The sequence below is a fragment of the Poseidonibacter antarcticus genome (assembly GCF_003667345.1).
Taxonomy (GTDB): Bacteria; Campylobacterota; Campylobacteria; order Campylobacterales; family Arcobacteraceae; genus Poseidonibacter; species Poseidonibacter antarcticus.
This window is the reverse complement of sequence record NZ_RCWF01000017.1, coordinates 1-19,578: the sequence shown is the minus strand read 5'-3', so window position 1 is coordinate 19,578 and position 19,578 is coordinate 1. Positions and strand designations below refer to the sequence as shown.

Sequence of the window (19,578 nt, the reverse complement as noted above, 5' to 3'; positions counted from 1 at the left end):
ATATTTAATACTGTCACCAACCTTGCAAAATTATAGATGAAGTAAAGATTCTATAATTAATTTACTACCTAATAATAGTATAACAATTTTTAAAACTTTTTCAAAAACTTTATTATTTGTTTTATATAATATTTTTCTGCCTACTATTGTTCCTAAATATGAGATAATAACTAATATTATAATTAAGCTAAGCCATGGCAAATAGTCAAACCCAACTTGAGAAAAAATCACTGCTTTACTAAAATTTTGAAAAGATATACACCAAGCTAAAGTTCCTACAACTAAAAGTCTATCTTTTAACATTGATGCTAGAAGAATTCCTAAAATAGGTCCAACTACACCAATAAACATAGTTAAAAAACCTGTCACAATTCCAAAAAATAAAATAGTTAGATTTGAGATATTATCAATTTTTAGATTTGGAAGTAGTGTTAAAATTACTATTCCCAAACCTAAGAGTAATTTTAAAATATTTTCGTCTAGAGAGATTAAAGTTAAAGTAGAAAAGAAAAAACCAATAAGTGAACCAAAAAAGAATATCAAAAAGAATTTCTTTAAAAAAGTATTTCTAAACAAAAAAGCTCTAATCATTCCTGAACCAGCTTGAACACTTGCATGAATAGATAGTAATGCAGTAATAGGAAGAATTAAACTCATTCCTCCAATTACTAACAGACCACCACCTGTTCCAACTGTAGTTGAAATTATTGCACCTAAAAAACAACTTCCCATTAAAATGAGAAGTTCATATATATCAAGGGATATAGGTAAAAAGTCCATTTTTAAATATATACCTCACCATCTAAAAGTAATCTTGCAGTTCTTGTTGTTTTACCTTCAACATCATTAATATCTAAAGTTGGAAAATTAACTCCAACATCAATTGTTCCAGAAGGAGTCTCAATTTTAACAATATAATCTCCTATTTCTAATTTTTTAGGGTTTAATTCATTTAGTAAAGTTCCTTCAATAAAAGAACCAGTAGCTACACAAAAACCAGCAGAAACAGCAAGTGCAGGATGTGCAGTTGAGGGTGTAAAATATCTAATATTAATATCACCATCATTAATTGCTTTTGAGATTACTGCAATTTTTGGAATAACATTTCCTCTTGCACTTCCTAGACCCATTTTATGTGAAGCTTGTTCTCTTATATTTTCTAATTCTTCAAATAGTTTTTTGTTTGAATCAAGTTCACTTGGAGTTTCATACCCTGTAATATTCATATCTGACGCATTAATAAAAACAACTGGCATAGATATATCTAAGCATGTAGCTTTAATACCATTAAATAAATCATAGTTATTCCCTGTAGGTAAATAACTACCGGTCTTTCCACCAGTGATATTTTTAAAAAACATTTCAATAGGTGCTGCACTTCCAGGAACTCCAGCAATTTTCATATCTCCATGATATTGAACAGTTCTATTTGGTGTTTTAATAGTTTGTGTAATAGTGGCACCTGTATTAACATCATACACATTTACATTTGTTATTCCATCATCAATTGAAACAAGACCTTTTTCTAAACCAAAGGCTCCAATTGCAGTTAAAATATTTCCACAAGTTGGTTTATCATCTACTGAAGCCACACCAATATTTGGTTGTATAAATTTATAATCTAAATCTATTCCTTCTCTTTTTGATGCAGAGACAATAGCAACTTTTGTTGTTACAGAAGTTGCCCCTCCAATTCCATCAATTTGTCTAATATCTTCACTTCCCATAATCTTTGCAATTAGTTCGTGTCTTTCTTGTGTATCTTTTGGTAAATCATTATCTAAAAAATATGCACCTTTTGAAGTACCTGATCTATATATCATACATTTTATTCTTTTTAAATCATTCATTATTCTACTCCAAAAAATGTATCTGCAATTAATCCTGCAGGTAAATGTAATGTCATTGCATTACTAACAAATAGTAAGAACCCAAGTGCAATACTTGTAATAATTGCTATTTTCAACCAAGATGATTTCATTTTTGTTCTAATTATCATTACAAATAAAATTGCTAATGATGGGATAAAACCAAGAATCCATGTTCCTAATAAAAATACTGGTAAGATTAAGAAGTTTTTCCATGTTTCCATCCAAGATGCAGTTAATTGTCCATTCTCAGTTAATGCAACATTTAACACATCTTGCTGTTTTTCTCTTGATGTTAATTGCATTGTTAAGAATATTCCAAAAAGTATCATTAAAGATGAAATTACAATTGGAAAAATACCACCAAGAAAATCATGTGGAACTGAATCAATGATTGCAAATATTGCAAAAGCTATTATTCCCCAAGTAAATAAAAGTTCACCAGTTATAAATGTATAGTTATGATCACTCTTTACTTCAACTTCACCTCTAGCTTCTTTTTCTAATTTTTCTTTTTTATCACTTCTTTTTTGGAAAAATACACTTAATCCAATAGATAAAACCATTAATACAATTAAAATGATAACTCCAGGTCTTTGTAGCATATCCCATGAGTAAAACTGAACTGCTTGATAATAATATGTTTCAATAGTTCCAGCTAATACAAAACCAATTAATAAAGCAGGTCTTGGCCAATCAAAGTATTTAAATAAAGTTCCTAACGCACCAATTGCAATTAAAAGCATTAAATCTTCTAAACTTCTAGTAGCTTGTAATGCAGCAAAGAAAATAATCATCAACATAAATGGAGCAACATACCCATAAGGAATAGTTGTAATTTTTGAAATCTTATTTGATAATAAAAGACAAGTTCCAGTCCCAACTACATTTGCTAAAGCAAGTGACCAAATAATGATATATGAAATTTCTAAATTTTCATCAACCATACCAGGTCCAGGTTCAATACCTAATATTACTAATCCACCTAAGAATACTGCCATTGAACCACTTCCTGGAATACCAAATAAAAGTGTTGGTACTAAACCTCCACCTTCTTTAGCATTATTAGCAGACTCAGGAGCAATAACACCTCTTACATCACCCTTACCAAATTGTGATTTATCTTTTGAAGTTTGAACAACATGACCATAAGCAATCCAATCAACAACACTTCCACCAAGACCTGGAATTGCCCCAATCATTGCTCCAAGAGGAGCACAACGCGCAACTATCCATCTTGATGCCCATGTATCTTTAATCCCTTGAATCCAAGAACCACCAAGTTTTTCAGCTTTTGAAATCTTTTTATTCTCAACAAGTAATCCAATAATTTCAGGTACCGCATAAACTCCAAGACCTAAAATAACAAGTTTAATTCCATCATATAAATAGTAACTATCCATTGTCATTCTAAATTCACCCGTAGCAGGTGCAGATCCAATTGAACCTAATAATAATCCAACTCCAGCTGCTAAGAATCCTTTGAAAAGTGATTTGCCACTTAAAACACCAACCATACTAAGACCAAAGATTCCTAAAATAAATAGTTCAGCAGAACCTAATTTTAAAATTAAATCTCTTGCAAATACAATAAATGCTGAAAGAATAATTGCTCCTAGAAGTCCACCAACTAAAGAAGCAGAAAAAGCTGCTCCTAAAGCACGTGCAGCTTCACCTTTTTTAGACATAGGGTAACCATCTAAAACTGTTGCTTGAGAAGCAGAAGAACCAGGTATCCCCATTAGAACTGATGTAAATGTGTCAGATGTTGGAATAACCGCAACCATACCAATTAACATTGCTAATGCTGAAGTTTGATCCATTCCATAAAGAAAAGGTAACATAATTGAGAACCCAACAATTCCTCCAAGTCCAGGAAGAATTCCAACTAAAATTCCTAAAAATACCCCACCTAATAAATAAAGCATGTGCTGAACTTGCATAAGTTCATTAAATGCACTCATAAGAGCTTCTAATGCCATAATTAATCCTTTTGTGAAGTGATTAAACACTTCTATATTTTATATAAGAAGATTAACATTCAAGGCTGTCATGAAACTTGCAAAAAAGAAGAAAATTTATAAATAATTTAACTTGAAGAGTATCGAGAAAAAGGGATATATAGTAAAAACCACCTTATCTTAAAAGATAAAGTGGTTAAAGAAAAAATGAAATTTAATTGGTTTAAAATCTAACTCTATAGTTTTTAGTAAGCCAGTGTCTTATCCATTGTCTATCTTCATCATTAACACTTGTTGCAATATCTTTTAATTTATCTGCTTTTGCTCCAACTGTTTGCTTATAATCACCTAACTGTATTCTACTCATTTCTTTAAAACCTTCAGTTGCAACAATTTTTTTCATCGCATTTTGATATGTTTCAATTACATCTTGGGAAACACCTTTTGGTAACATAATCATTTTTTGAGAAGGGAAACTTGCTGTAAATAAAGTTTTCCAAGCTTTGTATGCTTCGCCTGATGGTTTCTTACCATGAACTTTTTCATATACTTCACCAAAATGAGGTAAATTTGGGAAAGTTGGATCTCTTTGTAAATCACCATTTTCATCTAAAGTACCAAAGGCAAATAAAGGAACTGCTCTTCCTTCTTTTTGTGCAGGTAATACATTTTTAAGATAAGAAGATGATGATTGGAAGTCAATATTTGTTTCACCTCTTAAGAAAGCTAGTCTAGTAGATTTTTTACCTTTCATTCCAAATACAGGTTGTGTCTTAATATTTAATAAATGGAAAGCTAATAAAGGAACTAAATCCATTGATGTAGCACCTTGTGAACCAAATTTAAGTTTTTCTGATTTTAATTTATCTAAATCATCAATACTATTAACACCTAATTTAGAAGAAACATAAATAATTCCATTTGTTGGAGAACTTAATACTGCATTCCAATCTTTATATTGGTATCTAACTCTTTTATCACCTAATAAAAATGGAATTTGAGTTGATGCTGATGATGCAAAAATTGTTAACCCATCTTTTGATGCACGTTTTGCAAAAAAGTTTGCACCTTTTGTAGAACCGCCACCTGGCATATTCTTAATTACAACAACAGGATTACCTGGTAAGTTCTGTGATAATAATGGAGCATAAAATCTTCCCCATTTATCTGTACCACCACCTGCTTTATATGGCATAATCCATTCAATAGTTTTTCCCTTGAAACTAACTTCTTTTGCACTTACAATACTTGTTAACATTCCTATTGCTAATGTTGATATTAAAAGTCTCTTTGCTATTTTCATCTTAAATCCTTTTATTAAGTTTATGATGAAAGATTATCATTGAATTCTGTCATGAACCTTGCAGTAAAAAAGAATTTATAGAAGATAAAAGAATGCTACTTTATTGCTATTTTTAAGATTTTTTTGCAAGTTTGATGACAGAATTCAATGATAATATTCTTTCAGTCAAGCTAACAATTATATGTAAGAATAGTTGATTAGAAAAAAAATATATAGGATGAAAAATGAAAAAATTAACAAAAAGAAGTTTAGTAGCAGCATTTTTATTAGCAGGTCTAAGCTCACAAAGTTTTGCAGCTGAAAGTTTAAGTGAAGCTTTTACTAATGGGAAAGTAAAAGGCGAACTAAAATCTTATTATTTTGATGAATCATATGATTCTGCGAGTATATCAGATAATAGTGTCTGGGCAAATGGTATAAAGTTAGGCTATGTAACAAATAGTTATAAAGGGCTAAGTTTAGGAGTAACATTTCAATCATCATCAACTACTTCAATTGATGATGATGCTGGAAAACAAAATAAAACAATGAATGCTTCAGGATCAGTTTTATCAGAAGCTTATGTAAATTATAAGTATAAGAATACAACTTTTAAAGGTGGAAGACAGTTTATTTCTTTACCGTTAATTTATGGCTCAAGTTCAAGACTTATAAAAGAATCTTTTGAAGGCTATTTCTTATCTAATACTGATATCCCAAATACATTAATATCATTAGGGAAAGTTACTAAATATCAAACTAGAACTGATGGGCTTACAAAAACAACAAATTCAGCATCTTTTACTAATATAGATACAAATATTGGAGATGTTGGTGAATTTAATAAAATTGGTACAGATGGTGCTATTTCTTTATATATTAAGAATAATTCTATTAAAAATTTAAGTATACAAGCTCATTATGTAGATTTTATTGATGAGGTAGCGGATTTATATATTGATGCAAAATATAAATTTAGTGGAGAGTATAAATCTTTTGTAGCTGCTCAATATTATAACTCAAATTATGATGATAATACAATAGATGACAGCTCATTTTTTGGATATAAAGTGGGAATTACTCTAGTTGGTATTAACTTGCATGCTTCATATACATCAACGAATGATGATGGAAATGTAAATAGAGGTATTGGAGAAAAAGCAACTGCTTCATTTACTTCAGCAACAACGACAACTGCGAATTATACAGCAGGAACAGATACTTGGCAACTTGGAGCTTCTAAAAAATTTGGTAATTTAACTACAAAAATTAAATATACACAAAGTGATGCTATTGCAGAAAAGAATGATTTAGAACAAACTTATTTTGCTTTAAAATATAAATTCTCTGGGGCTTTAAAAGATTTAGCATTATCTGCTGAATATACAATATATGATTATGGGAATGGTAATGAATCAAAAGAAAAAAATGAATTAAGAACAAAACTAATTTATAAATTTTAATAATTTATATTAAAGAAATAAAAAAGGAATAGTATGAATTTTGATGTAGCAGATTTATGTGATGATAATACAGATAAGAAAATACAAGTATTATCATCTGATTATAAAAATTATGGTGGTAGAAAAAAATCTTTTGGAAAAATAGTAACAATAAAACTTGATAAAAGTAATTGGAGATTATTAGAACTTTTACGAGATGAAGATGGGGAAGGAAGAATAGTTGTTGTTGAAAATGCTAAGTTCTTTTATGGTGTTGTAGGAGATAAACTAATGGCATTTGCTGAAAAGAACAATTGGGCAGGAATAATATTAAATGGTTATGTAAGAGATACTGCATATACACGAAATATTGATGTAGCGCTTTATGCATTTGGAACTTGTCCTTTAAGAAATTTTGAAAAAACAAGTTCATCTAGAGCTGTTCAACTTAGCTTTGGAGGAGTTACTTTTAATGATGGGGATTATGTATATTTAGATGAAGATGGAATTATAGTAAGTACAGAAGAACTTCTTTAAAAATAGTATTTTTAATTAGTAATTTGTAGGAATTAACATATAATTTGTACTTTTATATATTCAATTTATGTAAATTTATTGATAAAATACATATATAACAACTTATTTTAAAAGGAATAAAAAACTTATGAAAATAACTATTGATGAAAAAATTTATGATATAGATATAGAAGATACAAATACTCCACTTCTATGGGTATTAAGAGATAACTTAAATCTAACAGGTACAAAGTTTGGCTGTGGAGTTGGACAATGTGGAGCATGTACTGTATTAGTAGATGGCGAGGCTATAAGAGCTTGTTCAACTGCTATTTCTTCACTTGAAAATAAAAAAATCACAACTATTGAAACAACAGAGGATAAAACTGTTCAAAAACTTCAAAAATTTTGGATTCAAGAAGATGTTGTTCAATGTGGATATTGCCAATCTGGACAAATTATGAATGCAGCAGGATTGCTAAAAGCAAATCCAAAACCAAGTGATAGTGAGATTCTTTCTTCTATGAATGGAAATATTTGTAGATGTGGAACATACAATAAAATAAAAACAGCTATAAAAGCTGCAAGAGCTGAGGTGTAATATGAAAAGAAGAGATTTTTTAAAAACAAGTTCGCTTGCTACTTCTGCTTTTGTTATTGGTTTTTATATTCCAAGTAAATCAAGAGCCCAAGACATAACACAAAAAGAGTCAAGTTTACAACCAAATGCTTTTGTAGAAATCAAATCTGATAATACAATTAACTTTATTTTTGGACAAGTTGAAATGGGTCAGGGTACTTATACAACTTTGGCTATGTGTATTGCAGAAGAATTAAATGTTAATTGGGAAGAAATTAACTTCAAAGGTGCTCAAGTTGCACCTGTTTATAATCATTTTTATGGTCCTTTGATGATTACAGGTGGTTCAAGTTCAATTATTGCGAAACAGTTAGAAATGAGAAAAATTGGTGCTGTATTGAATACAATGTTAAAACAAGCAGCTTCAAAAAAATGGAAAGTAAGAGCCTATGATGTTGAAACAAAAGATTCAAAGCTTATAAATAAAAGAACAAAAGAAGAACTTCCTTTTGGAGAATTTGTAGTTGATTTAGCTTCAATAAAAGTTCCTAGTGATCCTAAAATAAAAGATTTAAAAGATTGTAAAATAATAGGAAAACCACATTCAAGACATCCCAAAGAAGCATTAGCAAAAGTTACAGGAAAAGCAGATTTTGGAATAGATGTAAGAGTTGATGGTTTAAAATATGCAGCAGTTTTACATCCTACAGTATTTGGCGCAAAGATTAAAAGCTTTGATGCAAGTAAAGCACAGAAAAAAGTTGGTGTTATAAAAGTAAAACAAATTCCATCAGGAATAGCTGTAATTGCAGATACTTGGTATATCGCAAAAACTGCTTTAGATGAAATCAAAGTTGATTGGGATTTAGGTGAATTTGCAAAAATAAGTACTGAAGATATGGATAAGCAGTATGAAGATGCAATGAAAAAAGAGGGTGCATCTATGAGAAAAGATGGAGATAGTGTAAAAGCATTTAAAGAAGCTTCAAATGTAATAGAACTTGATTATGATTTTCCATTTTTAGCTCATGCACCAATGGAACCTTTAAGTTTTGCAGCACATCATAAAGATGGAAAAGCAATTTTATGGTCAACATCTCAATCTCAAACTTTAGCTTTTGGTGCAGCATTAAAAATTTTAGGTGTAAAAGCAGAAGATATTACTTATAATACTCCATATTTAGGTGGAGGTTTTGGTAGACGTGGTGCTATAAATATGGATTTTGCAGTAGAAGGGCTTTTTGTAGCAAAAGATGAAGGTTATCCAATTCTTACACTTTGGACTAGAGAAGATGATATTAAACTTGGAAACTATAGACCAAAATATAAAAATAAAGTTAAATTAGCTTTAGATGAACATGGTGATATTACTGCTTTTGATGCAAAAGTTGCAAGTCAAGCTATTTTCAAAGGTTCACCTTTTGCAATGTTGTACAAAGATGGAGTTGATGGTGCACAACAAGAAGGACTAGCTACACATCCTTATGATATAAATAGTCATAATATGCAAGCTTATACTATGGAATCTCCAATTTCTGTACTTTGGTGGAGATCAGTTGGTCATACACAAACTGCTCAAACAGTTGAATGTAGTATAGACCAAGCAGCATTTATTGCAAAAAAAGATCCAATTGAGTATAGAAAATCTATGTTAACAAATAAAAGATTTATAAATTTACTTGATGATGTGGCTTTAAAAGCAGATTGGAAAAATAGAAAAAAAGAAGAAAATGTAGGATACGGTGTTGCTATCGTTGAATCATTTGGAAGTATTTGTGCTCAAATTGCAAAAGTACGAGTTACAAAAAATGACTTCAAAGTTGAAAAAGTTTGGTGTTCTATTGATTGTGGATTTGCTTTTAATCCTCAAAATGTTGAAAATCAAATGATTAGTTCTATTAACTTTGGACTTGCGACACTACTAAGCAGTGAAATTACTATTAAAGATGGTGCAACTGTTCAAAGTAATTTCTATGATTATACAGTTACTAGAATTTCAGATGCTCCTGATATTGAAGTAAGTATTATAAATTCAGGTGCAAAAATTGGTGGGATTGGTGAGCCTGGAACTCCTCCTATCTTAGCCGCTGTTGCAAATGCAATTTTTGATGCAAGTGGAAAACTATATACATCAATGCCAATAAAAATGGTTTAATATAATTTGTTTAGTAATAAAAAGTATTTAGAATTTATAGAAAATTCTAGAAGTGAAGGTTTAGATATTGTAGGAGCTAGTGTTATTGAAACAATAGGTTCTACTTATGCAAAGAAAGGAAATATGATACTTATAAACTCAAAGGGTGAGTTTATAGGTGTTTTAGGAAGTCCTTCTTTACATAATGAAATTCTAGCGTTAGCAAAAACTACATTAGAATCACAAAAATCTGTTTATTTTGAAAACATACCAAAAGATAAAAACTCAGGTCATGGTATTAGTAAGTATTTTATTCAGCCTTTTTTTTATGATGAAGATTATTTGGCTTTAGGATTATGTCTAAAAAATTTTGGAAAGACTTTATGTCGTAATATTTTAGATGATAGTTTTGAAATATCTGATATAGATTGTGAAACAAAACTTGAAAATAATATATTTTATCAAAAAATTCAAAAGCCTTATTCTTTATTGATTTTTGGTTCAGGTTCTCATGTAACATCTTTAGTTCAAATGGCTAATTTAATGGCTTGGGAAACTACAGTTATTGATATTAATATGAAAAATGAATATGTAAAAGATGCGAATAATTTAATAAAATTAGAAAAACTTGAAGATATTTTAGAAAAAGATTTAAACTGTTTTGATGCTTGTGTTATTTTAAGTCATTCTCCAATAACAGATGATACATATTTGAAAGCTTTACTTAGTTCAAGTGTAGAATATATTGGAATTTTAGGAAATAAAAAGAATATGCAAAAGAAAATAGAAAAGTTTAATCTTCAAAATGATAAAAGATTTTTTGCTCCTGTTGGTTTTGATATTGGTGGAATAACTCACGAATCAATAGCTCTTTCAATATGCGCACAAATAGAAGCTAGGAAAAATGGAAAAATCTAATAATTTAGCAGTATTAATCTTAGCAGCTGGAAGTTCATCTCGTTTAGGTGAAAGTAAACAATTACTAAAGATTAGAAATGAAACTTTAATTGAAATTGCACTTGGAAATGCTTTGAAAATTAGCTCGAATGTAATTGTTGTGCTAGGTTATAATAGTGATAAAATAAAAGATAAAATAAAAGACTTTCCAATAAAAATAGAAATAAATCCAAATTATAAAGAAGGAATGGGGTCTTCATTATCCTATGGAATATCTAAGCTAGAAAAATCAAATAAAGTTTTGATTATGCTAAGTGATCAACCTTTGATTCCTTTAAGTCATTATTTAAAATTAATTAAAAAATCAGAAGAGAATGAAGATATAATAATATGTTCTAAATACCAAAATAAATTTGCTGTCCCTTCGATATTTCCAAATAAATATTATTCTATGTTAAAACAGTTAAAAGGTGATAAGGGTGCAAGAAATATCTTAGAAGAAAATCCTTTGGATTTTATACCTTTGGATGATAAATACTCAATAGATATTGATACAAAAAAGGATTATTTAAATCTTTTAAATAATATGGTTTAGTTTAAAAAATCTTTATCTATTTCACATCCAATTTTTTTAGAAACTTCAGTTTCACAACATTTAGTCTCTTTTGTAATTTCTCCATGTTCTTTTACATAAGATATTCCCCAATAGAACATATCTTTAAATAAAGGTCTTAATCTTTCACCAGCAGGTGTTAATGAATAAACAACTTTAGGAGGAACTTGTGCAAAAACTTCTCTATTTATAATATTTTTTTCTTCTAATTCTTTTAATTTTACTGTTAAAGTTTTTTGTGATATTTCTGAAATTATTTCATGTAAATCTTTGAATCTCTTTGCTTGAGCTAATAAATTCCATATAATAAATAATTTCCATTTATCATTAAATATATCAAGTGTTACTGCAACTGAACACTCAAATTCTTTATTATTAATTTTATACATTGTTATCCTTTATAATTTTTATTATATCTAAAATATTATCAATTTCCATTACTTACAAAAATTACAGTAAAAGAAATATTAGTAATTAGCAAATGTGTTTAAGTTTTTATTATATAATAAAAACTTATTTTATATTCTTTTGTAATATTTATATTAATAAAAAATCTAATAATAAAGAATCAAAATAAAATAATTTTTTGATATAATAAGACAAATTATAATGAGGTATTATATGAGTGATAGATTACATGAAATAATTGCAGAAATTGGTGTATTACATAAAGAACTAATTGATAATAATAAAATAAAAGATGCAAATGAAGTATTTGAATATATTGAAGATTTACCATCAGATATTAGAGAGCATTATTTAGACCTTTTATTACAATATTATTTTCAAGAAAACGATTTGAAAAATTTAAAAGAGTTACTTTTAGTTGGTGCAAAATTTGATATGAGATTTTCTGATGTTAAAAGTGCATTTTTAAATATTAAGCAAAGTGGTGAAAATGTTATTGAGTTTATGAGTGATTCTATTGTATTTCTAAAAGATAATGATTTAGATGAAAATTTAAATGAAATGTACAATTATTATATAAACAATGAAGATTTACAAGTTAATTTAGAAGAATCAATTGAATTAATAAAAAGAAATAGATATGTTTGTGCTTTTTGCTATCAAAATGAGGATAAAAGTTATTCTAAATTCTTTTTAAATAAAAATTTATTAGAGAGTTTAAAAAGAGATTTACCTTATTTATTAGGCTAATTAGTGCCATCTTTAGAATTAATAATTCCTGAAAGTTTTTTATTTATACCAGCTAATTTATCATATATTTCTTTTTGTTTTTTTATTAGTTTTTTAATTTATAGATTGTTTAAATACCGTATTATTTTTATTATTGTTCTAATATCTTTATTAAGTGTTATGTATGTAGATATAATATTTAAGTATGTAATTAAAAATTATTATGAAATTATAAAATCAAATAGAACGATATATTTTTATCCAAAAAGAGATTATAGTGGTAAAATTGATAGTTTATCCACGATTGGAATCTATAATTATCCATTAAGCAAATCATTTTTAACAAAAAATGAAGAAAATAAAATAGCTAGTTTTCATGAAACATATATAAATAAATTCATTGATATTTCAACGGTTAAAAACAAATATAATAAATATATTTATAGTAATAAAAGAGTATTTTTAAATGTTTATAAATATGATAATTTATTATTAAGTAACAAAAATCAAAAAGCAAGATATACGATTAATAAAAGTATAAAGAAGAGTTTATTTCCAAATTTTTATAATGAGATAGAATATAAATTCATTGACACAAGTAATAATAATATATTAGCGACGGCATATAATGTAGAGTTCTTAATTAATACAAATAAATTAAGAAATCGATTTTTGTATTGGACAGAACAAAAAGAAAATGAGTTTAATTTAAAGCATATTCAGAATTTTGATACAGTTTATAAAAAGCTTTTTATAAACTAGTTTTAGAAATGGGATTAAAAAATATTTCCCATTTCATCATTTAAGTATCCATCTATCTTTTTACTAAAATCATCAAAAGATTTATTACCTTGTTTATTGAAGATTACAATTTCTTCACCAAAATCATCTTGAATAAAATGATTTTCTTTTAAAACCTTTTTATATAATTCTTGTAATTCATCATCACTTTCTTGTTTATTAAATAAAAACCAATTTGCTGTTGCATCTTCAATTCTAATTAATCCATAAGTTTTACTTTCATCTATATAATCTTGTATTGTTCCATTTTCAAATTGTGCACCGACAACTAAATCATTCTCATTTAAAATCATTTCCATTCTTTATACCCTTGTTAAAACTTTTTAATTATGTGCATTATAATAAAAGCTTGGTTACTTCTTGATTAGGTCTTTATTAAGGATTTGATACAATCACAGTAAAAAACAATTAAGGTTAATATTATTAAAAAATTTAGAAAAGTTCATATAGAAATTACAAATATATGTAACTTAAAATGCACATTTTGTCCTCCAAAAATTCTGCCAAATGGAATTATGTCTTTAGAAAAATTTGAAGATATAAATAAGCAGTTAAAACCTTATACAAAAGAATTAGCTTATCATATAGTTGGTGATCCTTTAGTTTTGTCAAATTTAAATGAATATTTAAATATTAGTTTAAAAAATGATTTAAAAGTCAATATTACAACAACAGCAAATAAAATTGGTCCCAAAGATTATGATGCTTTAATGAATAAAACTATTAAACAAATAAACTTTTCAATAAATTCATATAATGCAAATTCTCATAAAAAATCACTAGATGAATACTTAAATCCAATACTAGATTTTGTAAAATATGCACAAGAAAATAAGCATGAATATTTTATAAACTTTAGAATATGGAATTTAGATGAATCAAAAAGTGCAAAAGAATTTAATTCATTAGTTTTTAAGAGAATAAATGAAAGTTTTGATACAAATATTGATATTGAAGAGGTATATAAAAATAGACCTAAAAATATTAGAATTGCAAGAAAAATATTTTTTAATTTTGATGAATATTTTAATTGGCCTAGTTTAGAAAATGATTTTGTTTCTGATAAAGGTTTTTGTTATGGTTTAGATTCTCATTTTGGTATTTTAACATCAGGTGATGTTGTCCCTTGTTGTTTAGACCAAAATGGGTGTATCAATTTAGGAAATACAAATGATTCTCAATTAAAAGATATTTTAACTTCACCTAGAGTAAAAAAAATACAAAATGGTTTTAGAAAAGGTGAGGTTGTAGAAGAACTTTGTCAGAAATGTGAATATAGAACTAGATTTGATAAAAAAGAGAAGGAAATAGTTTGAGTGAAATAGATATTTTTTCAAGAAGTGTAAAAGATTTTTTAACTTCTAAGATGTTAAAAATTGCATTGATACCATTAATTGTTACAATGATATTTATGTATATATTATTTTTTACAGCAGCAGACTTTGGAATAAGTACCTTGCAAGAAATAGCTCAAGCTTCACAAAATGGAGAAGAAATAGTTATTGATGAAAGTGCTCCATTTTATTTCGTGTGGGCTACTTATTTGATTGTATTTTTGTTTAAATACTCATTTACTTCTTATATTGCAGGTTTTTTATTATATACAATTGGAACGATTATTGTGTTAAATATATCAGTAATTTTTTCTATTGTTGTAATAGGTTTTTTAACACCAACTATTTTAGAAAAAATACATCAAAAACATTATTCTCATCTAACTCTTCATGGATATGGGACATTATTTTCACCTCTATGGGTTTTATTTAAAAGTTTATTAATGATGATTTTATTATTTATACTTTTTATTCCCTTATATTTTGTACCTTTAATAAATTTAATTGCATTTTCATTACCTTTATATTATTTCTTTCACAAACTGTTAAATTATGATGTTTCATCTACAATATTAAGTCAAAAAGAGTATAAGATAATTTACGAAAAAGAGGCAAATACTGTAAGATTTAGAACATTAGTTTTATATTTTATTTCGATGATTCCATTTATCACTTTATTTACAGCAGTATTTTATATTATATATTTAGGTCATGGATATTTTATTAAACTTGATGAAATGTATAAATTAGATATCCCAGATTCAAAAATGAATGATAAAAATCATAACAATGATATAAAAAATATTAAAGAGCTAGAAAATTCAAATATTAGAAAACAAATAAGTAACTCATAGTTAACTTATTTGTTATAAATATTATTCTCTATTTAATATATATCCTGTCCCTTGAACATTTTTTAAAGATTTAAGTGGAAGTTTTTTTCGGAAGTTTTTTATAAATAATCTCATTGCATTTGGAGTCATAACTGAGTCTTCATCCCAAATTAAATTTTCCATTTCTTCATATGTAATAATTCTATTTTTTGTAATTAATTGTTTTAAAAATAAAGATTCTTTTTTTGTTAGATTAAACTCTTCTTCACTATTTGATATTATAGATTTACTAAAATCAAAAATCCATTTTTCAGTAAGATTATATATTTTATTTTCATCATAACTTTTAACAAATGATTCTAATGCATTTATTAATTTATCGTGAGTTATTGGCTTTATAATGTACTTGATTAGATGTACTTCTGTAGCTTGAAGCATATATTCTAAGTCTGTGTAAGCAGAGGTAATTATAATTCTTGTTTTTGAATCAGACTCTCTAATTTTTTTTATTAAATCAAGTCCAGATTCTCCGGTCATTTGTATATCTGTAATAATTAAATCAGGTTTGTTTTGTAGATATTTTAAATAAGCTTCATTTGCATTTTCAGCAGTGTAAGTTTCTTTGAAATAATGCTCTAATATTTCTTTAATATTTTCTCTTATTCCAGCTTCATCTTCTGCATATAATACTTTAAATGCACTAAGTTTATTAATCAATGTATCTTGCATATAATAAAAATCCTTGTCAGAAAATTTATGTTATCATAGCATAATTAAGGTTAACAAGGAAAAAATTGAAATTAATAACGGAAAAAAATTTATCAAAAATTACTATATATATATTTATAATAATAATGTCTTCAATGATTTTTATGATTACATATTTTTATGTTAAAAATACTTATGAGAATTTTGAATCGGAGATGAAAATTTTTAAAAAAGAGTATTATGAAATAAAGAAAAAAACACTTAAAAAAGAAGTTGATACTGTTCTTGATATTTTAAATTATAATATTGCAATAACAAATGCAAGTGAAAAAGAACAAAAAGCAGATGCAATACGCTTACTTAATAACATTAGATTTGAAAAGAATAAAAGTAACTATTTTTTTGTATATGAAATCAAAAAGTTAAACGGAGGAGATGATTTTGCAACACTTCTTGTAAATCCTAATAGACCCGAACTTATAGGTAAATTAATATCTACAAATTATAAAGATACAAATGGTGTAAAGTTTAGAGAAAATTTTTTAAAAGATATTAGAAAAAAAGATGAATCATATACTCAATATACATATAAAAAACCAGGTAGTAAAGAAGTAAAACAAAAATTATCATATTTTAAATATTATAAAAATTGGAATTGGGTTTTAGCAGTTGGTGTATATACAGATGATGTAGAAAAAGAAATTGCTGTAAAAAGAAAACATTTAAAATCTCGTATTAAAAAACAAGTAGGGCAAAACGTAGTTTTATTTATTATGTTCTTATCTCTTGGTATATTAATATCAATTGCAGTTTCACAAAAAATTGATGAAGTTCTAAAAAGATATGAAAATAAAGTAAAAATTAAAACTGAAGAGTTAGAAAATTTAAATATAAGTTTAGAAAAAAAGATTAAAGACGAAGTAGAAAAAAATAGAGAGAAGGAACAACTTCTAGTCCAAAAGTCAAAATTTATAGCTTTAGGTGAAATGATATCAAATATTGCGCATCAATGGAGACAACCTTTATCTGAGTTATCATCAATTTTAATGTATCTTAAATTTAAACATAGCATTAATGCTCTTGATGATAAGATAATGCAAAAAAAATCAGAAGAAGCAGATAAAGTTTTAGAATATATGTCACATACTATTGATGATTTTAGAAATTTCTTTATGCCAAAAAAAGAGAAAGAAGAATTTTATGTATATAAAGCAATTGATTCAGTAATGACAATTATATCAAGTTCTCTTAAAAACGATAAAATTAATGTAGTGATTAATATTAATAAAAATACAAAACTTAATACTTATTTAAATGAATATGAGCAAGTGATTTTAAATATATTTAAAAATGCAAAAGATGCTTTAATCGAGAAAAAAATTAAAGATCCACAAATAAAGATTACAGCATATGAAGAACCTGAATATGTTGTTTTATTTATTGAAGATAATGCAGGTGGGATTACAGTTGAACCAAAAGGAAAAATATTTGAACCATATTTCACTACAAAAGATGGTAGTAATGGTACAGGAATAGGTTTATATATGTCAAAAATTATTGTAGATAAAAACATGAAAGGAAAATTAAGAGTTAGAAATACTAGAAATGGAGCAAAATTTGGAATACATGTTCCCAAAGATGTAAACACCTAAAAATAGGGTGTTTCTCTTGTTCTTTTAATTGATATAAGTTTTTTATCTAAATCTACATCTTCCCATTTTAAACTAGTAATTGCTCCAATTCTTATTCTTGAAAAGAATTATATTGCAAAAAATGCTCTTATTCTAATAAAGGAACCAGTTGATTTAAATGATGGTAAATAATTAATATCAAGAAAATATCAAATGACATTTTATGCATACAAATAACTTTCTTTTTATTCTATAATAAATAAAAAGGATATAAATATGCCACATATAGTTTTAGAAAAAGCAAACAATGTACAAGAGTGTTTTGATACTATTGAATTGGATGCACATAAAATAGAAGATGGAATACTCAAAATTACGGATAAATATATCAGTGGAAGAGGAACTTCTGCTTTAATAGAATGCGTAGTAGTTGAAAATGGAAAACCTCAAAACTTTTTTGTGCAACTATCATCAAAAGAAAATGCAGTAACGGTACGCCTTTTTCCTCTTACCGATCCAGAAAAAACAAAAGGGGTAAAAACTCTAATTGGAATAATTGTAGATACTATAAAAAAATCAAATGAAAATATTACTTATGGTAAAAATAATCTTCAAGATTTTATTATAGAATAATTTTTAATTAAATAAATGTTTTAAAATATATTAACGATTAAAATGTAGGTTATGGAAGAGTTTCAACTTTAAGTCAAAATCTTGAGAATCAAATTGATCAATTCAAGAGTTCAGGATACGAAAAGATTTTCTCTGAAAAAAGGTCAGGAAAGAATGAATCAAATCGTGAACAGTTTAAGATTATGATGTACTTTGTATTACAAAATTTGCTAGATTAGCAAGGTCTGAGATATCCCTTCATAATACTACAAAGTTCTTACAAAAAAAGATGTAAATTTTAAAGTATTACACAAAATATTGATACAATATCTCCAGCAGGTAGTTATTTACAATGTTAGATGTCATTGTAAAATTTGAAGCTACAAAGAAAAAAGAAAATCTGTTGAATGGTTATCTAAGTTCTTTCAGGTAGCTCGTAATACTATATACATACCAAATAACGGCATGAAAAACTATATTTATCGTATCATTGAAGATATGCTCCACTTCTCAACTCTTTTTAGAACAATCTTTTAATTAGTGAAAGCTGTTCTAAAAGTAAGAGGTTACTGAATGTTTAACTTCACAGATAGTTTTACTTTTAAAATGATGATAAATACTACCCTTTAAAAGACCACATGATTCTGCAATATTTGATATAGAAGTATTGTGATAACCTCTTTGTTTAAAGAAAGTTATAGATTCTTTTAAAATTTATTCTTTCGATGTTTTTTTCATAAGATACCCAACCAATCATTTATTTATATTTTATTTGTCAAGTAAATGTTACATAAAATACTATTAAAAATATTTACTTTTATATACCACCAAAAGGACACCAAAAAAATATAAACTGCAAAATAATATAAAATTATTTGTACATTATCTTAATTAATAATTTTTAAAATAATCTTATATATAAAGATAGGAGAAGGATATTTATGCAAAACGGTGCACAAATTGAGTACGATTACTCAGTTGCAAAAGCCTTTACATTTGCAACAATTCTGTTTGGTATTATAGGTATGACATTTGGTGTTATACTTGCGTTTCAATTGGCGTTTCCACAGTTAAGTAACTTAGCTGGGGAGTATGGTACATTTAGTAGATTAAGACCTATTCACACAAATGCTGTTACTTTTGGTTTTACTCTAAGTGGTGTTTTTGCTGGATGGTATTACATTGGGCAAAGAGTATTAAAAGTTTCTTTAAAAGAATCTCCATTTTTA

General features: G+C 26.7%; 22 protein-coding genes. 14 read left to right on the top strand and 8 right to left on the bottom strand.

Features of this window, described 5'->3' with window-relative positions:
- Nucleotides 1–30: 30 nt before the first annotated feature.
- The 4 genes from D9T19_RS13595 to D9T19_RS13580 all read right to left on the bottom strand — a co-directional run bounded on the left by D9T19_RS13595 (nt 31) and on the right by D9T19_RS13580 (nt 5,132).
- On the bottom strand, nt 31–780 hold the full coding sequence (locus D9T19_RS13595; protein WP_121628793.1) for a TSUP family transporter: 750 nt from the start codon (nt 778–780) through the stop codon (nt 31–33).
- 2 nt (nt 781–782) lie between these two features.
- Nucleotides 783–1,850, bottom strand: coding sequence for a PrpF domain-containing protein (locus D9T19_RS13590; protein WP_121628792.1), 1,068 nt, complete (start codon nt 1,848–1,850; stop codon nt 783–785).
- Complete coding sequence (locus tag D9T19_RS13585; RefSeq protein ID WP_121628791.1) at nt 1,850–3,850, bottom strand: tripartite tricarboxylate transporter permease; 2,001 nt, start codon at nt 3,848–3,850, stop codon at nt 1,850–1,852. The genes D9T19_RS13590 and D9T19_RS13585 overlap by 1 nt, the downstream gene beginning before the upstream one ends.
- 202 nt (nt 3,851–4,052) lie before the next feature.
- Complete coding sequence (locus D9T19_RS13580) at nt 4,053–5,132, bottom strand: Bug family tripartite tricarboxylate transporter substrate binding protein (RefSeq protein WP_121628790.1); 1,080 nt, start codon at nt 5,130–5,132, stop codon at nt 4,053–4,055.
- A gap of 224 nt (nt 5,133–5,356) precedes the next feature.
- On the opposite strand from D9T19_RS13580, the gene D9T19_RS13575 reads away from it, so the two are divergent.
- The 6 genes from D9T19_RS13575 (at nt 5,357) to D9T19_RS13550 (ending at nt 11,275) form a co-directional block, all read left to right on the top strand.
- Nucleotides 5,357–6,574, top strand: coding sequence for an OprD family outer membrane porin (locus tag D9T19_RS13575; protein WP_121628789.1), 1,218 nt, complete (start codon nt 5,357–5,359; stop codon nt 6,572–6,574).
- 33 nt (nt 6,575–6,607) lie between these two features.
- A complete protein-coding gene (locus tag D9T19_RS13570; RefSeq protein WP_121628788.1) occupies nt 6,608–7,090 on the top strand; it encodes an RraA family protein in 483 nt (160 codons plus the stop codon).
- A gap of 127 nt (nt 7,091–7,217) precedes the next feature.
- Complete coding sequence (locus D9T19_RS13565; RefSeq protein ID WP_121628787.1) at nt 7,218–7,670, top strand: (2Fe-2S)-binding protein; 453 nt, start codon at nt 7,218–7,220, stop codon at nt 7,668–7,670.
- 1 nt (nt 7,671) lies between these two features.
- The gene (locus D9T19_RS13560) at nt 7,672–9,804 is read left to right on the top strand and encodes a molybdopterin cofactor-binding domain-containing protein (RefSeq protein ID WP_121628786.1); all 2,133 of its coding nucleotides are present in this window, start codon (nt 7,672–7,674) and stop codon (nt 9,802–9,804) included.
- A gap of 6 nt (nt 9,805–9,810) precedes the next feature.
- Nucleotides 9,811–10,701, top strand: coding sequence for an XdhC family protein (locus D9T19_RS13555; protein WP_121628785.1), 891 nt, complete (start codon nt 9,811–9,813; stop codon nt 10,699–10,701).
- Complete coding sequence (locus D9T19_RS13550) at nt 10,688–11,275, top strand: nucleotidyltransferase family protein (RefSeq protein WP_121628784.1); 588 nt, start codon at nt 10,688–10,690, stop codon at nt 11,273–11,275. The genes D9T19_RS13555 and D9T19_RS13550 overlap by 14 nt, the downstream gene beginning before the upstream one ends.
- On the opposite strand, the gene D9T19_RS13545 is transcribed toward D9T19_RS13550, so the two are convergent.
- Nucleotides 11,272–11,682, bottom strand: coding sequence for a winged helix-turn-helix transcriptional regulator (locus D9T19_RS13545; protein WP_121628783.1), 411 nt, complete (start codon nt 11,680–11,682; stop codon nt 11,272–11,274). The genes D9T19_RS13550 and D9T19_RS13545 overlap by 4 nt on opposite strands.
- Before the next feature lie 232 nt (nt 11,683–11,914).
- Here D9T19_RS13545 and D9T19_RS13540 point away from each other — a divergent pair, with 232 nt between their 5' ends.
- Together D9T19_RS13540 and D9T19_RS13535 are read left to right on the top strand one after the other, a co-directional pair.
- Nucleotides 11,915–12,451: a hypothetical protein gene (locus D9T19_RS13540; RefSeq protein WP_121628782.1), complete on the top strand. Its 537-nt coding sequence runs from the start codon at nt 11,915–11,917 to the stop codon at nt 12,449–12,451.
- Between the two features lie 3 nt (nt 12,452–12,454).
- Entirely contained in the window at nt 12,455–13,192 is a 738-nt protein-coding gene (locus D9T19_RS13535) for a hypothetical protein (protein WP_121628781.1), read from the top strand.
- Nucleotides 13,193–13,206: 14 nt separating this feature from the next.
- Here the strand turns inward: D9T19_RS13535 and D9T19_RS13530 are convergent, their stop codons facing one another.
- On the bottom strand, nt 13,207–13,530 hold the full coding sequence (locus D9T19_RS13530) for a hypothetical protein (protein ID WP_121628780.1): 324 nt from the start codon (nt 13,528–13,530) through the stop codon (nt 13,207–13,209).
- Nucleotides 13,531–13,638: 108 nt separating this feature from the next.
- Here D9T19_RS13530 and D9T19_RS13525 point away from each other — a divergent pair, with 108 nt between their 5' ends.
- A complete protein-coding gene (locus D9T19_RS13525; protein WP_228198014.1) occupies nt 13,639–14,547 on the top strand; it encodes a radical SAM/SPASM domain-containing protein in 909 nt (302 codons plus the stop codon).
- Nucleotides 14,544–15,419, top strand: a complete 876-nt coding sequence (locus tag D9T19_RS13520; RefSeq protein ID WP_121628778.1) for an EI24 domain-containing protein — start codon at nt 14,544–14,546, stop codon at nt 15,417–15,419. The genes D9T19_RS13525 and D9T19_RS13520 overlap by 4 nt, the downstream gene beginning before the upstream one ends.
- Before the next feature lie 21 nt (nt 15,420–15,440).
- Here D9T19_RS13520 and D9T19_RS13515 read toward each other — a convergent pair whose 3' ends face one another.
- Nucleotides 15,441–16,127, bottom strand: coding sequence for a response regulator transcription factor (locus D9T19_RS13515; RefSeq protein WP_121628777.1), 687 nt, complete (start codon nt 16,125–16,127; stop codon nt 15,441–15,443).
- A gap of 65 nt (nt 16,128–16,192) precedes the next feature.
- Between D9T19_RS13515 and D9T19_RS13510 the strand changes: the two genes are divergently transcribed.
- From D9T19_RS13510 to D9T19_RS14820, 3 genes are all read left to right on the top strand, one after another.
- On the top strand, nt 16,193–17,758 hold the full coding sequence (locus D9T19_RS13510) for a cache domain-containing protein (protein WP_121628776.1): 1,566 nt from the start codon (nt 16,193–16,195) through the stop codon (nt 17,756–17,758).
- Between the two features lie 255 nt (nt 17,759–18,013).
- The gene (locus tag D9T19_RS13505) at nt 18,014–18,370 is read left to right on the top strand and encodes a hypothetical protein (protein WP_121628775.1); all 357 of its coding nucleotides are present in this window, start codon (nt 18,014–18,016) and stop codon (nt 18,368–18,370) included.
- A 92-nt stretch (nt 18,371–18,462) separates the two neighbouring features.
- Nucleotides 18,463–18,588, top strand: a complete 126-nt coding sequence (locus tag D9T19_RS14820) for a hypothetical protein (RefSeq protein WP_228198013.1) — start codon at nt 18,463–18,465, stop codon at nt 18,586–18,588.
- 313 nt (nt 18,589–18,901) lie between these two features.
- On the opposite strand, the gene D9T19_RS14865 is transcribed toward D9T19_RS14820, so the two are convergent.
- On the bottom strand, nt 18,902–19,063 hold the full coding sequence (locus tag D9T19_RS14865) for a helix-turn-helix domain-containing protein (RefSeq protein WP_121628808.1): 162 nt from the start codon (nt 19,061–19,063) through the stop codon (nt 18,902–18,904).
- 227 nt (nt 19,064–19,290) lie between these two features.
- Here D9T19_RS14865 and D9T19_RS13490 point away from each other — a divergent pair.
- Nucleotides 19,291–19,578 (top strand): cbb3-type cytochrome c oxidase subunit I (locus D9T19_RS13490; protein WP_205588728.1); only part of this gene is annotated, 288 nt, incomplete at its 3' end.